Below are 14357 nucleotides of genomic sequence, written 5' to 3'. Positions count from 1 at the left end.
GCGCCCCCCAACGCCCGCCCCCCCCCCCCCCCCCCCCGCCCCCCCCCCCCCCCCGCCCCCCCCCCCCGCCCCCGGCGCCCCCCGCCGGGGGCCGGCGACGTGCGCACCCGACGGACGGAGGCCGGCGTGTGACCGCAGCGCGCGGGCGACCCGTTACCCGATCGTGACCGGCCCTGCTGAACCGCCGGCCGGCTCTCCCCGAACCCCGGGCGTGACCACCACCGAGCGGGCCCCCGCGCCGGCCGCCGGACCGCACGGGGCCCCGGCCCCGGCCGGCCGCGGTCCGCGCCGCCTGCTCGCCGCGCTCGCCGGCCTGCTGGCGGCAGCCGTGGCGCTCGGCGCCGCCGAGCTGGTCGCGGGGCTCGTCGGACCGGGGTCCTCACCCGTCGTCGCGGTCGGCGACGCGGTCATCACGCTGGCCCCCGAGCCGGTCAAGCGGTTCGCCGTCACGACCTTCGGCGAGCACGACAAGGTCGCGCTCGTCGTCGGCACGCTGGTGGTCGTCGCGCTGTGGGCGCTGCTCGTCGGGCGGGTCTCCCTCCGGTCGCGCCGGGCCGGGGTCGCCGGGATCGCGCTGTTCGGCGTCCTCGGCGCGGTGGCCGCCGTCGGCCGCCCGTCCGGTGGTGGGCTCGACGCCCTGCCCTCGCTGGCGGGCGCCCTCGCCGGCACCGCCGCTCTCCTGCTGCTGGTCGCCCCGTCGAGCAGGTCGGCCGGTGGACGGTCCGCCGACGACGACGTCGTCGAGCGCCTGCGCGGGGCGCTCGCCATGGCCGACCGCAAGGGCGCCGGCATGGACCGCCGCCGCTTCGTCGTCGCCAGTGGCGTCGCGCTCGGGGCGGCCGCGGTCACCGGGGGCGGTGGCCGGCTGCTGCAGCGCCGCTTCGACGTGAGCAACGACCGCGGTGGGCTCAGCCTGCCGGCGCCGTCGTCCCCCGCACCGGAGCTGCCCCGGGGCGCGGACCTCGCCGAGCGGGTCGGGGGCCTCACCCCGCTGTTCACGCCCGTCCGCGACTTCTACCGGGTCGACACCGCGATCACCGTCCCGCAGATCCGTCCGGCCGGCTACCGGCTGACCCTCTCCGGGATGTTCGACGCGCCGCGCAGCTACACCCTGGCCGACCTGTTCGACCGCGACGACGTCATCGAGCGCGACGTCACGCTCACCTGCGTCTCCAACGAGGTCGGCGGCGGGCTGGCCGGCACCGCCCGCTGGACCGGCGTCCCGCTGGGCACCCTGCTCCGCGAGAACGGCGTCTCCGCCGGCTCCGACCAGCTCGTGTGCCGGTCGTCGGACGGGATGACGATCGGCGCCCCGACCCGTGCGGCCCTCGAGGTGGAGAACGCGATGCTCGCCTTCGGGATGAACGGCGAGCCGCTGCCGGTGGAGCACGGCTTCCCCGTGCGGATGCTCATCCCGGGCCTCTACGGCTACGTCTCGGCGTGCAAGTGGCTGACCTCGATCGAGGCGACGACCTTCGGTGCCTTCGACGCCTACTGGGTGCGGCGCGGCTGGGCGGCCGAGGGTCCGGTCAAGGTCGCCTCGCGGATCGACACCCCGGCCCCGCTGCGGCAGTTCCCCGCCGGCCGGCGGCCGATCGCCGGGGTGGCGTGGGCCCAGACCCGCGGCATCGCCCGGGTCGAGGTGCGGATCGACGACGGCGAGTGGCGGGAGGCCGAGCTGGCCCCGCAGGCCGGCGTCGACGTGTGGCGGCAGTGGGTGCTGCCCCACGACTTCGCCCCCGGCTCCTACCAGCTCACCGTCCGCGCCACCACGGCCGACGGCGAGGTGCAGTCCGCGGACCGCGCCCGGCCCTTCCCGGACGGGGCCAGCGGCCTGCACTCCATCCGGGTGATCGCCCGGTAGCGGTCCCCGCCCCGCCGGCCGCCGCCGGCCGGGCACACCACCCCAGAGCCCGTCTCGGCCGCCCGGCCGCAGACGCCTCTCCCGACCCCTCGACTGGGTCGGGAGGGACCACCGTGGGGGCCACCCGGTCCCCCGACGGACGAGCACGACGACCGAGGAGCATCTGACCCGTGACGAAGAACCGCCTGACCCGCGGCCTCCTGCTGGCCACCGCCTCCGCCCTCGCCGTCACCCTGAGCGCGTGCAGCTCGGACGACGCCGGCGCCACCGACAGCTCCGCCTCCGGCGACAGCCCGGCCGCCGAGGAGAGCAGCCCGTCGGCGGAGGGCTCGGGGGCGACGGAGAGCAGCAGCCCTGCGGCCGAGCCCGCCGCGGACGAGCCGTTCGGTGCCGGCTGCTCGTCGGTGCCGGCCGACGGCGAGGGCAGCTTCGCCGGCATGACCGACGACCCGGTCGCCGTCGCCGCCAGCAACAACCCGGTGCTGTCGACGCTGGTGCAGGCGGCCGTCCAGGCGAACCTCGTCGACACGCTGAACACGACTCCGGACGTCACCGTCATCGCCCCGGCCAACCCGGCGTTCGAGGCGGTCCCGGCCGACCAGCTGCAGGCGGTGCTGGCCGACAACGCCGCGCTCACCCAGCTCCTCACCCACCACGTCATCCCGGGCCGGCTCGCGCCCGACCAGCTCGCCGGCACCCACACCACCGTCGCCGGCGACGAGGTGACCATCGAGGGCTCCAGCGAGGCGTTCACCATCGCCCAGACCGTCACCGGCACCCCGGCGTCGGTGGTCTGCGGCAACGTGCAGACGGCCAACGCGACCGTCTACATCGTCGACCAGGTGCTCGCGTCCACCGCCTGAGGCCGCCGTCCGGCCGCCGTCCCGGTGGGGCGGCGGCCTCGGCGTCCCCCGGCGCCCCGGCGGCCGCCCTCCTAGGGTCGCGACCATGAACCGACCGGCCGCCTCCCCCGACCGCGACCGCCTGCTCGAGCTGATCGTCGACCTCGCCGTCGTCCGCGGGCGGGTCACCCTGTCCTCGGGGCAGGAGGCCGACTGGTACATCGACATGCGCCGGCTCACCCTCCACCACGAGGGCGCCCCGCTGGTCGGCCGCGTGATGCGCCAGCTGACCGGCGACCTGCGCTACGACGTCGTCGGGGGGCTCACCCTGGGCGCCGACCCGGTGGCGACGGCGATGCTGCACGCCGCGGCCGACGGAGAGGGGTTCCTGGACGCGTGCGTGGTGCGCAAGTCCGGGAAGTCGCACGGGATGCAGCGCCGGATCGAGGGCCCCGACGTCGCCGGGCGGGCGGTGCTCGTCGTCGAGGACGTCTCCACCACCGGCAGCAGCCCGCTGGCCGCCGTCGAGGCGCTGCAGGAGGCCGGCGCGGAGGTGATCGCTGTCGCGGTCGTCGTCGACCGGGGCGGGCGGGCAGCCGTGGAGGCCGCGGGCCTGGAGTACCGCGCCGCCTACGAGCTCGCCGACCTCGGCCTGGGCTGAGTCGGCCTGGGCTGAGTCGGCGTGGGCTGAGTCGGCGTGGGCTGAGTCGGCGTGGAACCGGCGTCCTCCCTCACCGCCGGGCGTCCTCCCTCACCGCCCACCGTGGGGGAGGACGCCCGACGATCAGGTCACCTGATCCCGGCACCGGGCGCCGTACCGTGTGAGGGTGACCACACTCGCCACCGCCTGGGTCGACGAGCTCACCGCCGCGCTGGGGGCCGGCGGCGTCCGCACCGACCCCGACGTCACCGCCGCCTACGCCCACGACCAGGCGATGCTGGCCGAGGCCGGAACGCCCGCCGCGGTCGTCTTCCCCCGCCGCACCGAGGACGTCGCCGCGGTCATGCGGATCGCCTCCCGGCACGGCGTCCCCGTCGTCCCGCGCGGTGCGGGTTCGGGGCTGGCCGGGGCGAGCAACGCCGTCGACGGCGCGATCACGATGGTCATGACCCGCATGGACGCCGTCCTCGAGGTCTCCCCGGCCGACCGCCTGGCCGTCGTGCAGCCCGGCGTGGTCAACAAGGCGCTGCGCGACGCCGTCGCCGGGTCCGGGCTGTTCTACCCGCCCGACCCGTCGAGCTACGACTGGTGCACGATCGGCGGCAACCTCTCCACCAACTCCGGCGGCCTGTGCTGCGTCAAGTACGGCGTCACCACCGACTACGTGCTCGGCCTGGAGGTCGTGCTTGCCGACGGGCAGGTGTTGCGCACCGGACGGCGCACGGTGAAGGGCGTGGCCGGCTACGACCTGGCCCGGCTGTTCGTGGGGTCGGAGGGCACCCTCGGCGTCATCACCGAGGCCACGCTGGCGCTGCGCCCGGCGCCGGAGCGGCCGGTGACGCTGGTGGCCACCTTCGCCACCACCGCGCAGACCGGCGAGGTGGTCGAGCGGGTGGTCACCTCCGGGCTGGTGCCCAGCCTGCTCGAGGTCATGGACAACACCTGCATCTGCGCGGTCGACGACCTGCTGCGCGCCGACCTCGACCGCGACGCGCACGCCCTGCTCGTGGCCCAGTCGGACTCCGGGGGAGCGGCCGCGCTCGCCGAGATCGAGGCGCTGGCGGAGGTCTGCCGGGAGGCCGGGGCGCAGCTGGTGCACACCACCGACGACCCCGCCGAGGGCGACCTGCTGCTCGCCGCCCGGCGCATGGCGCTGCCCGCCCTCGAGCAGCTGGGCACCACCCTCATCGACGACGTCGCCGTCCCCCGCTCGCGGATCGCGGCCTTCCTCGACGGGTGCGACGCGATCGCCGTGCAGCGCGGGCTGACCATCGGCGTCGTCGGGCACGCGGGCGACGGCAACATGCACCCGACCATCTGCTTCGACCCGGCCGACCCCGACCAGCGCGCGCGGGCCTTCGCCGCCTTCGACGACATCCTCGACCTCGGGCTGTCCCTGGGCGGCACGGTGACCGGCGAGCACGGCATCGGCTCGCTCAAGGTCGAGTGGCTCGAGCGGGAGGTCGGCGCGGTCTCGCTCGACGTACACCGGCGCGTCAAGGACGCCCTCGACCCGGCCGGCCTGCTCAACCCCGGCAAGGTGCTGCGCCGCCGCGGCTGAGGAGCCCGCCCGCTGTCGGCGCACCGGGCGCGGGCGCGATACTGACCGCCGACCGACGCCCGTTCGACGAGGAGTGCCCGGATGCCCATCGCGACCCCCGAGGTCTACGCCGACATGATCAGCCGGGCGAAGGAGGGCGGCTTCGCCTACCCGGCGATCAACTGCACCTCGTCCGAGACGATCAACGCCGCGCTGCGCGGGTTCGCCGACGCGGGCAGCGACGGGATCGTCCAGTTCTCCACCGGCGGCGCCGAGTTCGGCTCGGGCACCCGGGTCAAGGACATGGTCACCGGCGCGGTGGCGCTGGCCGAGTTCGCGCACGTCGTCGCCGAGAAGTACCCGGTCAACGTCGCGCTGCACACCGACCACTGCCCCAAGGACAAGCTCGACGCCTACGTCCGGCCGCTGGTCGCGCTGTCGAAGGACCGGGTCGACGCCGGCCAGGCGCCGCTGTTCCAGTCGCACATGTGGGACGGCTCGGCGATCGACCTCGAGGAGAACCTCCACATCGCCGAGGAGCTCATCGACAAGTGCGCCGCGGCGAAGATCGTCCTCGAGCTGGAGATCGGCGTCGTCGGCGGCGAGGAGGACGGCGTCGCGCACGACATCAACGAGAAGCTCTACACCGCCCCGGGCGACTTCGTGTCCACGGCCAAGGCCCTCGGCCTCGGCGAGCGCGGCGTCTACCTGCTCGCGGCCACCTTCGGCAACGTGCACGGCGTCTACAAGCCCGGCAACGTCAAGCTGCGGCCGGAGATCCTCAAGCAGGGCCAGGAGGTCGTCTCGCAGGAGCTCGGCCTGCCCGAGGGCAGCAAGCCGTTCAACTTCGTCTTCCACGGCGGCTCGGGCTCGCTGCAGTCGGAGATCCGCGAGGCGCTGTCCTACGGCGTGGTGAAGATGAACGTCGACACCGACACCCAGTACGCCTTCACCCGCCCGATCGCCGGGCACGTGTTCAGCAACTACGACGGCGTGCTCAAGATCGACGGTGAGGTGGGCAACAAGAAGGCCTACGACCCGCGGTCCTACATGAAGCTCGCCGAGACGGGCATGGCCGCCCGCGTGGTCACCGCGTGCGAGGACCTGCTGTCGGCCGGCCAGTCCCAGGGCGCCTGACCGTGACGCACTCCCACCAGAACCTGCTCGGCGAGCCGCCGGCCACGCTGCTGCCCGGCGACCCCGACGCCGAGGCCGCGCTGGCGGCCGGCACCGACCCCGCCGAGGTGGCCGCCGGTCACCCGCGGGCCAGCGCGGCGTGGGCCGCGCTGGCCGAGGCGGCGCTCGACGGCGGCCGCACCATCGAGGCCTACGCCTACGCCCGCACCGGCTACCACCGCGGCCTCGACGCGCTGCGCAAGAACGGCTGGAAGGGCTACGGCCCGGTGCCGTGGTCGCACGAGCCCAACCGGGGCTTCCTGCGCTGCGTCACGGTGCTGGCCCGGGCGGCCGAGGCGATCGGCGAGGTCGACGAGCAGGAGCGCTGCACCCAGCTGCTGCGCGACTGCGACCCGAGCCTGGCCCCCTGACGTCCCCGCCACTGCGCTGACCGACGGTCACCGTGGCTCACCCGTTCGGACGGTCCCCGGCGCTCACCAGGCGGAACACCGGGTCCGGGAGCACACTGCGTCACCACCGCGTCCATCCGGGACGCGCACTCGTGGAGGTGTTCCGTGGCGACACTGCTCTGGATCCTCGCCGTCGTCCTCGTCATCGCCGGCGTCCTCGCGATCATCCGGGGACAGCTGCTCTGGGGGATCGTGCTGATCGTCGTCGGGCTGCTGGTGGGCCCCGGCGGGGTGAGCGTCTTCGCCTGACCGGCCCCGGGCTCAGGAGGCCGCGAGGTCAGCGGTCCCCGAGCTCGGGGTGCAGTTCCTGCAGGCGCGCGGTCAGGGCGGTCAGCTCCTCGCCGCCGGCCATCAGCCGGGTCAGGTCGTCGGCGTCGACGTCGGCGTGGGTGAGGTCGCCGGCCACCTGGCCGCGGGCCAGCAGCAGGAAGCGGTCCCCCACGAGGTGCGCGTAGCGCGGGTTGTGCGTCACCAGCACGACCGCCAGCCCGCGTGCCCGGGCGCCGAGCACCGCCTGTCCGACCAGCGTGTGCTGCGCGGTCGTCATCGGCTCGGTCGGCTCGTCGAGCACCAGCGCGCGGGCGCCGTAGTGCACCGCACGGGCGATGGCGAGGCTCTGTCGGGCGCCGGCCTGCAGCGAGTTGACCGGCTGGTCGGGGTCGATGCCGGTGACCCCGATGCGCTCGAACGCCCGCACGGCGGTCTCGCGGGCGGCGTCGACGTCGAGGCGGCGCAGCGGCCACCGCCCGCGGGTCGGCTCGGCGCCCAGGCACAGGTTGCGCCACACCGACAGCAGCGGCGCGACGGCGAGGTCCTGCCACACCGTGGCGATGCCGGCCTCCCGCGCCGCCCGCGGGCTGCCGAAGCGCACCGGGACGCCGTCGAGGAGCAGCTCGCCGTCGTCGTGCCGGCGCAGCCCGGACAGCACCGCCACCAGCGTCGACTTCCCGGAGCCGTTCTCCCCGAGGACGCAGGTGATCCGGCCGCCTTCGAGCGCCACGTCCACCCGGTCGAGCGCGGGCACGCCGCCGTAGCGGACCGACAGCCGGCGCAGTTCCAGGACCGGGGGCGTGGTCACGACCGCGGCGCGGCCCGCAGCCGGCCGCGCACCACCCCTCCGACGACGAGGGCGACGAGCAGCAGCACCCCGAGCAGGACCTGCGACCAGCGCGGGTCCCAGCCCGACAGCTCCACCCCGCGCCGGGCGACGGCGTAGACCAGCGCGCCGACCGCCGCGCCTGCCATCGAGCCGTAGCCACCGGTGAGCAGGCACCCGCCGATCACGGCCACCACCACGAAGTCGATGGCGGTGACCAGCGCCGGGGTCGCCGCGACGCTGGCGACCGGGACGAGGGCGAGCGTGCCCAGCAGCCAGCCCGCGCCCGCGGTGAGGAGGTAGAGCACCAGCGTCGTCCGCCGGACCGGGACGCCGAGCTCGCGCGCCGCCCGGCGGGAGCCGCCGATCGCCAGCACGTCGTTGCCGAAGCGGGTGCGCCACAGCAGCCAGCCGGCGAGGGCGGTCACGCCCAGCCACCAGAGGAGCGAGACGGGGAACACCCCGCCGCCGACCTCCACGGTCGACCCGAACAGCGCCGACGCCGAGGACCACCCGGGCGCCTCGTCCAGGCCGGTGATCCGCGGGCCGCCGGCGACCAGGGGCAGGGCCGACACCGTCGTCCCCTGCAGCACCAGCGCCGTCGCCAGGGTGACCAGGAAGCTCGGCAGCCCGGTGGCCACCACCAGCCAGCCGTTGACCAGCCCGACGGCCAGCGCCGCGGCCAGGGACGCCGTCAGCGCGGACCAGATGCCCCACTCCATCGGGCCGGCGAGCACCCCGGTGAGGACGGCGCTGCCGACCGTGACCGTGCCGATCGACACGTCGAAGTGACCGCCGACCAGGAGCAGCCCCACCGTCACCCCGCCGATGCCCAGCAGCGCGGCGGCGTCGAGGACGCCGGCCAGGCCCGCCGGGGTCAGCAGGTCGGGCACGCACAGCCCGAAGACGACGACGACGGCCACGAGGCCGAGCACCGCGGCGATGCTCGGCCGGGCCATCACGCGCTCGGCCACCGGACGGCGCGGCGGAGCGACGCGGGTGAACGGCAGGCGGTCGACGGTCACCGGGTCACCGGGCAAGGGCGCAGCGGGGCCTCCTCGGGGCAAGGGCCTCCCCAGTGTCCACGACGACGCCGCGGACGGCCCTCCCGCAGTGGGGTCCCTTCGTCTACGGGTGCAGCCGCCAGCGCACCCGGTCGTCGGCGTACCAGGTCCAGCGGGTGACCGGCCGCGGGAAGGGGACGCCGTCGCGGGTGACCAGCGCGGGGTCGCTGGCCAGCTGCAGCGCCCGGCCGGTGCTGCGCCGCGGCGGGCGCATCAGCTGGGGGGAGACGACGACGCGGATGGTGTCGACCGCGCGCCAGTCCGGCCGGACGTCGATGCGCGCGACCATCCCGTCGGCCACCCGCGCGTCGTCGTGGTGGGCCTGCACCCCCAGCCGCGCGGACAGCGGCAGGCGCCCCCTCTCCGCCGGCTCGTAGCGCCCGTGCTGCAGCAGGACCCCGCCGTGGTCGTCACGCACCAGCGACAGCTCCCGCGCCCCGCCCGTGCCGAGGCCGAGATCGCGCGCCAGCCCCCGGGAGGCGGGGTCGTCGGCCGGCTCCCACGACACCGGCGCCTCCGCGGTGCGGCCCGCCCGGTGCAGCGCGGCCAGCACCGCCGACAGCGCTGCGACCGGCCCGCGCACCAGCAGCGCGCCGGCCTCGGCCGCACCCGCGACGGCGGCGCGCTCCGGGGCCTGCCCGGGGCCGAGACCGCGCAGGTCGAACTCGACGAGGGACATGCCGATACCCTGCCACCTGCCAGCCGGTCGACCGCCGGTGACGAGTCCCAGGGGAGACGACAGCGAGATGCCGGCAGTCGTGCTGATCGGCGCCCAGTGGGGCGACGAGGGCAAGGGCAAGGCCACCGACCTCCTCGGCGGCCGCGTGCCCTACGTGGTGCGCTACCAGGGCGGCAACAACGCCGGCCACACCGTCATCACCCCCGACGGCGAGCGCTACGCGCTGCACCTGATCCCGTCGGGCATCCTCACGCCCGGCTGCACCCCGGTGATCGGCAACGGCGTCGTCGTCGACCCCCAGGTGCTCATCGGCGAGCTGGCCGGGCTGGAGCAGCGCGGCGTCGACACCTCCCGGCTGGTCATCTCGGCCGACGCGCACCTGATCATGCCGCACCACCGGGCGCTGGACCGGGTCACCGAGCGGTTCCTCGGCAAGCGCAAGATCGGCACCACCGGCCGCGGCATCGGCCCGGCCTACGGGGACAAGGTGGCCCGCACCGGCATCCGGGTGGCCGACCTGCTCGACCTGTCGATCCTGCGGCAGAAGCTCGAGGGCACCCTGGTGGAGAAGAACCAGGTGCTGGTCAAGGTCTACAACCGCAAGGCCATCGACGTCGACGAGGTGGTCGAGGAGTACGCCGGCTACGCCGAGCAGCTGCGCGAGCGCATCGCCGACACCCGGCTGATGCTGGCCGACGCCCTCGACGCGGGCCAGTGGGTGCTGCTGGAGGGCTCGCAGGGCACGTTGCTCGACGTCGACCACGGCACCTATCCGTTCGTCACGTCGTCGAACCCGACCGCGGGCGGGGCGGCCACCGGCAGCGGGATCGGCCCCACCCGCATCTCCCGGGTGGTCGGCATCCTCAAGGCCTACACGACGCGGGTGGGCTCGGGCCCGTTCCCGACCGAGCTGTTCGACGCCAACGGCGACCACCTGCGCACGGTCGGCGGCGAGGTGGGCGTCACCACCGGCCGCGACCGCCGCTGCGGCTGGTTCGACGCCGTCGTCGCCCGGTACGCCAGCCGGGTCAACGGCATCACCGACTACTTCCTCACCAAGCTCGACGTGCTCTCGGGGCTGCCGACGGTGCCCATCTGCGTCGCCTACGACGTCGACGGCGTCCGGCACGAGGAGATGCCGATGACGCAGACCGGCTTCCACCACGCGCAGCCGGTCTACGAGGAGATGCCGGGCTGGACCGAGGACCTCCGGCACTGCCGCACCTTCGACGAGCTGCCGGCCAACGCGCAGGCCTACGTGCGCCGGCTCGAGGAGCTCTCCGGCGCGCGGATCAGCGTCATCGGCGTGGGTCCCGGCCGCGACGAGAACGTCGTCGTCCACGACCTGCTCGACTGAGCCGCCACGATCAGGTGACCTGATCGTCGGGCGTCCTACCCGACGTCCCACCGTGAGGGAGGACGCCGCACGGCGAGGGAGGACGCCGCACGATCAGGTGACCTGATCATCGGCGAGCCGCCTGACGTCCCGCTTCGCGGCGGGGACGGCGGACCGCTCGAGCTCGGCGCGGGCGGCGACGACGACGTCGGGGTTGTCGGTGATGACGCCGTCGACACCGAGCGCCAGCAGCAGGCGGGCGGCCGACAGCGCGTCACCCGCGGCGGCGGGGTCCTCGCCGCGGCGCAGCTGGCGGGGGAGGAAGGCGTTCTCCGCGGCCAGCGTCCACGGCACCACCCGCAGCCCGGCCGAGTGCGCCCGGCGCACCAGGTCGGAGACGCCGGTCAGCGACTCCTCCTCGTCGCGCAGCAGCAGCCGGTCGATGCACGGCGCGATGCCCTGGGCGTAGGTGGAGACCGCCCGCAGCCCGGCGTTGGTGACCAGGTGGTCGTCGCAGGCGGCGTCGTCGACCAGCTGGAACATCGTCGGGCCGTCGTCGCCGAGGTCGGCCCGCAGCCGCCGCAGCGCGCCGGCGTCGAAGGACTGCAGGACCACCGGCCCGTCGGGGGAGGCGGCGTCCAGGCGGCGCAGCTCGGCGGCGACCAGCTCGGCCATCGGCTGGCCGTGCTCGGCCGACCAGGTGGGCTTCTTCAGCTCGGCGAGCACGCGCACCTGCCGCTGCGGGGTGGACCGGCGGCGGACCAGCTCGACGATCTCCTCGAGCGTCACGATGCCGAACCGGCCGTCGTAGGCGGTGTTGAGCGGGCGCAGGTCCGGCCGCCGCTCGACGGCGCGCAGGGTGCGCAGCTCCTCGAGCGTGAAGTCCTCGGCGAACCAGCCGGTGCGCCGCTTGCGGCCGACCCGCCGGGTGGTGCGGCGGTCGGCGAACTCCGGCCGGGTGGCGACGTCGGTGGTGCGCGAGAGCTCGTTCTCGTGCCGCGCGACCAGCGCGCCGTCCCTCGAGACGACGATGTCGGGCTCGACGAGGTCGGCGCCCATGTCGATGGCCAGCTCGTAACTGGCGAGGGTGTGCTCCGGGCGGTACGCACAGGCACCGCGGTGTCCCACGACGACGGGACGGGGGGACCGGGCCGCTGCGGGAGTCGCGAGCGACTCGGTCGCGTGCATGCCATCCACAACACCGGATCGAGGTGTCGGGATGGCGAACACCGGCTGGCGAGTCGCTGAGAAATCGGAAGACGCCGCGCTGACCTGCGCGGGACCATCCGCTCCGTGACGCATCTCTCAGGGATCGGCTGGTCCCCCGCGCTTCTCGAGCACCTCCCCGACGGGACCCACCCCGGTCGGGTGAGCCGGGTCGACCGTGGCCGGCTCACCGTCCTCACCGCCGACGGTGAGCGGCGGGTGCACCTCGCCGCCGCGCTGCACGACCCCGACGGCGTCGCCTCACCGGCGGTGGGCGACTGGGTGGCGCTGCGCGGCGAGCTCGCCGTCGCCGTGCTGCCGCGCCGGTCGGCGTTCACCCGCACCGTCGCGGGCCGCACGTCCGCGGCGCAGGTCGTGGCGGCCAACCTCGACCTGGTGCTCGTGGTGGACGCGCTGGCCGGGCCGACCCGCGCGCGGCGGGTTGAGCGCTACCTCGCCGTCGCCTGGGGGAGCGGCGCGACGCCGGTCGTCGTCCTCACCAAGGCCGACCTGTGCGACGACGTCCCGGCCGCGGTGGCCGCGGTGGCCGAGGACGCCGTCGGGGCCGAGGTGCTCGCCGTCAGCGCGCGCACCGGCGAGGGGCTCGACGCGGTGCGCGCGCTGCTCGCGGACGGACGGACGGCGGCCATGGTCGGCCCGTCGGGAGTCGGGAAGTCCTCGCTGGCCAACGCGCTGGCCGGCCGCGAGGTGGCGCCGACGCAGGACGTGCGGGAGGCCGACGGCCGCGGCCGGCACACCACCACCTCCCGCGAGCTGCACCTGCTGCCCGGCGGCGGGCTGCTCGTCGACACCCCCGGCATGCGGGAGCTGGGCCTCTACGACGACGAGGGCGTCGACACCGCCTACGCCGACGTCGCCGAGCTGGCGCTGCACTGCCGGTTCCGCGACTGCGCGCACCGCACCGAGCCCGGCTGCGCGGTCGCGGCGGCCATCGACGACGGCCGGCTCGACCCCGCCCGGCTGCTCGGCTGGCGCAAGCTGCAGGCCGAGGCCCGCCGTCAGGAGCTGCGGGCCGACGCCCGTGCCCGGGCTGCCGAGCACGCCCGGGTCAAGGCACTGCACCGCGCGTACCGCGCGCAGCCGAACCGGGTGCGATGACCCCGCCTGGGTAGGGTCGCCGTCCGTGCGCGTGCTCGTCGTCGGCTCCGGAGCCCGGGAGCACGCCCTGTGCGTCGCTCTGTCGTCCGATCCCGCGGTCACCGCGCTGGCCTGCGCGCCGGGCAACGCCGGCACCGCGCGCATCGCCGAGCCGGCGCCCCTCGACGTCGCCGACCCCGTGGCGGTCGCGGCGCTGGCCACCGGGTGGGGCGCCGACCTCGTCGTCGTCGGTCCGGAGGTGCCGCTGGTGGCCGGTGCCGTTGACGCCGTCCGCGAGGCGGGGATCGCCTGCTTCGGCCCGTCGGCGCAGGCCGCGCAGATCGAGGGCAGCAAGTCCTTCGCCAAGCACGTCATGGCCGCCGCCGGCGTGCCGACCGCCCGGGCGTGGCCGGTGGGCGGGCCGGCCGAGCTGGAGACCGCGCTGGACGAGGCCGGCCCGCCGTTCGTGGTCAAGGACGACGGGCTGGCCGCCGGCAAGGGCGTCGTCGTCACCGCCGACCGCGACGCCGCCGTCGCCCACGGGCGCCGCGTGCTCGACGCCGGGGGTGCGGTGCTGGTCGAGGAGTACCTCGACGGCCCGGAGGTGTCGCTGTTCGCGGTGACCGACGGGACGACCGTCGTGCCGCTCGTCCCGGCCCAGGACCACAAGCGCCGCGACGACGGCGACGCGGGTCCCAACACCGGCGGGATGGGCGCCTACGCACCGCTGCCCTGGGCGCCGGCCGGGCTGGTCGACGAGGTGCTGGCCACCGTGCTGCAGCCGACGGTCGACGAGATGCGCCGCCGCGGCGAGCCGTTCAGCGGGCTGCTCTACGCCGGGCTGGCGCTGACCTCCCGCGGCGTGCGGGTGGTCGAGTTCAACGCCCGCTTCGGCGACCCCGAGACCCAGGTGGTGCTGCCGCTGCTGGAGACGCCGCTGGGCGGGCTGCTGCACGCCGCGGCCACCGGCACCCTCGCCGACCACCCGCCGCTGCGCTGGCGTCCCGGTGCCGCGGTCACCGTCGTCGTCGCCGCGCCCGGCTATCCGGAGGCGCCGCGCACCGGCGATCCGGTCACCGGGGCCGACGGCGAGGGCGTGCTGCACGCCGGCACCGCCGTGGACGCCGAGGGGACGGTCCGCTCGACCGGCGGGCGGGTGCTCGCGGTGACCGCGACCGGACCCGACCTCGCCGTCGCCCGGCGGAGCGCCTACGACCGGGTGGCTGCCGTCCGCCTGGCCGGCGCGCACTGGCGCACCGACATCGCGCTGGCCGCCGTCGAGGGCCGGATCACCCTCCCGTAGCCGCCGGGCGTCCTCCCGCACCGCAGGTCGTCCTCCCTCACCGTGCGGCGTCCTCCCTCACCGCCCACCGTGAGGGAGGACG

14 protein-coding genes are annotated in these 14357 nt (G+C 75.7%); 10 read left to right on the top strand and 4 right to left on the bottom strand.

Annotated features, from left to right (window positions below; all coding sequences use genetic code 11):
* Window positions 1-211: 211 nt before the first annotated feature.
* The 7 genes from ACI78U_RS23720 to ACI78U_RS23690 all read left to right on the top strand — a co-directional run bounded on the left by ACI78U_RS23720 (window position 212) and on the right by ACI78U_RS23690 (window position 6742).
* The gene (locus ACI78U_RS23720) at window positions 212-1864 is read left to right on the top strand and encodes a molybdopterin-dependent oxidoreductase (RefSeq protein WP_456877864.1); all 1653 of its coding nucleotides are present in this window, start codon (window positions 212-214) and stop codon (window positions 1862-1864) included.
* A gap of 170 nt (window positions 1865-2034) precedes the next feature.
* On the top strand, window positions 2035-2727 hold the full coding sequence (locus ACI78U_RS23715) for a fasciclin domain-containing protein (RefSeq protein ID WP_456877863.1): 693 nt from the start codon (window positions 2035-2037) through the stop codon (window positions 2725-2727).
* An 85-nt stretch (window positions 2728-2812) separates the two neighbouring features.
* Entirely contained in the window at window positions 2813-3367 is a 555-nt protein-coding gene (gene pyrE, locus ACI78U_RS23710) for an orotate phosphoribosyltransferase (RefSeq protein WP_456877862.1), read from the top strand.
* A 166-nt stretch (window positions 3368-3533) separates the two neighbouring features.
* Complete coding sequence (locus ACI78U_RS23705) at window positions 3534-4928, top strand: FAD-binding oxidoreductase (RefSeq protein ID WP_456877861.1); 1395 nt, start codon at window positions 3534-3536, stop codon at window positions 4926-4928.
* Window positions 4929-5009: 81 nt separating this feature from the next.
* Complete coding sequence (gene fbaA, locus ACI78U_RS23700) at window positions 5010-6044, top strand: class II fructose-bisphosphate aldolase (protein ID WP_456877860.1); 1035 nt, start codon at window positions 5010-5012, stop codon at window positions 6042-6044.
* Between the two features lie 2 nt (window positions 6045-6046).
* Window positions 6047-6454, top strand: coding sequence for a DUF3151 domain-containing protein (locus ACI78U_RS23695; RefSeq protein WP_456877859.1), 408 nt, complete (start codon window positions 6047-6049; stop codon window positions 6452-6454).
* A 144-nt stretch (window positions 6455-6598) separates the two neighbouring features.
* Complete coding sequence (locus ACI78U_RS23690) at window positions 6599-6742, top strand: GPGG-motif small membrane protein (RefSeq protein ID WP_456877858.1); 144 nt, start codon at window positions 6599-6601, stop codon at window positions 6740-6742.
* 28 nt (window positions 6743-6770) lie between these two features.
* Here ACI78U_RS23690 and ACI78U_RS23685 read toward each other — a convergent pair whose 3' ends face one another.
* The 3 genes from ACI78U_RS23685 to ACI78U_RS23675 all read right to left on the bottom strand — a co-directional run bounded on the left by ACI78U_RS23685 (window position 6771) and on the right by ACI78U_RS23675 (window position 9332).
* Window positions 6771-7571, bottom strand: coding sequence for an ATP-binding cassette domain-containing protein (locus ACI78U_RS23685; RefSeq protein WP_456877857.1), 801 nt, complete (start codon window positions 7569-7571; stop codon window positions 6771-6773).
* Window positions 7568-8614, bottom strand: a complete 1047-nt coding sequence (locus ACI78U_RS23680) for an ABC transporter permease (protein WP_456877856.1) — start codon at window positions 8612-8614, stop codon at window positions 7568-7570. The genes ACI78U_RS23685 and ACI78U_RS23680 overlap by 4 nt, the downstream gene beginning before the upstream one ends.
* Window positions 8615-8717: 103 nt before the next feature.
* Window positions 8718-9332 carry a hypothetical protein gene (locus ACI78U_RS23675; RefSeq protein ID WP_456877855.1) on the bottom strand — a complete coding sequence of 205 codons (615 nt, stop codon included), beginning with the start codon at window positions 9330-9332 and terminating at the stop codon, window positions 8718-8720.
* Between the two features lie 67 nt (window positions 9333-9399).
* Here ACI78U_RS23675 and ACI78U_RS23670 point away from each other — a divergent pair, with 67 nt between their 5' ends.
* Entirely contained in the window at window positions 9400-10689 is a 1290-nt protein-coding gene (locus tag ACI78U_RS23670; RefSeq protein WP_456877854.1) for an adenylosuccinate synthase, read from the top strand.
* A 93-nt stretch (window positions 10690-10782) separates the two neighbouring features.
* Here ACI78U_RS23670 and ACI78U_RS23665 read toward each other — a convergent pair whose 3' ends face one another.
* The gene (locus tag ACI78U_RS23665) at window positions 10783-11796 is read right to left on the bottom strand and encodes a glycerophosphodiester phosphodiesterase family protein (RefSeq protein WP_456877853.1); all 1014 of its coding nucleotides are present in this window, start codon (window positions 11794-11796) and stop codon (window positions 10783-10785) included.
* Window positions 11797-12036: 240 nt separating this feature from the next.
* On the opposite strand from ACI78U_RS23665, the gene rsgA reads away from it, so the two are divergent.
* Window positions 12037-12993, top strand: a complete 957-nt coding sequence (rsgA, locus tag ACI78U_RS23660; protein WP_456877852.1) for a ribosome small subunit-dependent GTPase A — start codon at window positions 12037-12039, stop codon at window positions 12991-12993.
* A 25-nt stretch (window positions 12994-13018) separates the two neighbouring features.
* Window positions 13019-14275, top strand: a complete 1257-nt coding sequence (gene purD, locus ACI78U_RS23655) for a phosphoribosylamine--glycine ligase (protein WP_456877851.1) — start codon at window positions 13019-13021, stop codon at window positions 14273-14275.
* Window positions 14276-14357 lie beyond the last annotated feature (82 nt).

The organism is Geodermatophilus sp. SYSU D00710, from assembly GCF_054050195.1.
The sequence above is the reverse complement of the archived record's forward strand: the minus strand, read 5'-3'. Positions and strand labels throughout refer to the sequence as shown.

Bases quoted from the DNA above. Each gene is read 5' to 3' on its own strand.
- ACI78U_RS23670 (WP_456877854.1), top strand. From the start codon at position 9,400: ATGCCGGCAGTCGTGCTGATCGGCGCCCAGTGGGGCGACGAGGGCAAG.
- fbaA (WP_456877860.1), top strand. From the start codon at position 5,010: ATGCCCATCGCGACCCCCGAGGTCTACGCCGACATGATCAGCCGGGCG.
- pyrE (WP_456877862.1), top strand. From the start codon at position 2,813: ATGAACCGACCGGCCGCCTCCCCCGACCGCGACCGCCTGCTCGAGCTG.
- ACI78U_RS23675 (WP_456877855.1), bottom strand. From the start codon at position 9,332: ATGTCCCTCGTCGAGTTCGACCTGCGCGGTCTCGGCCCCGGGCAGGCC.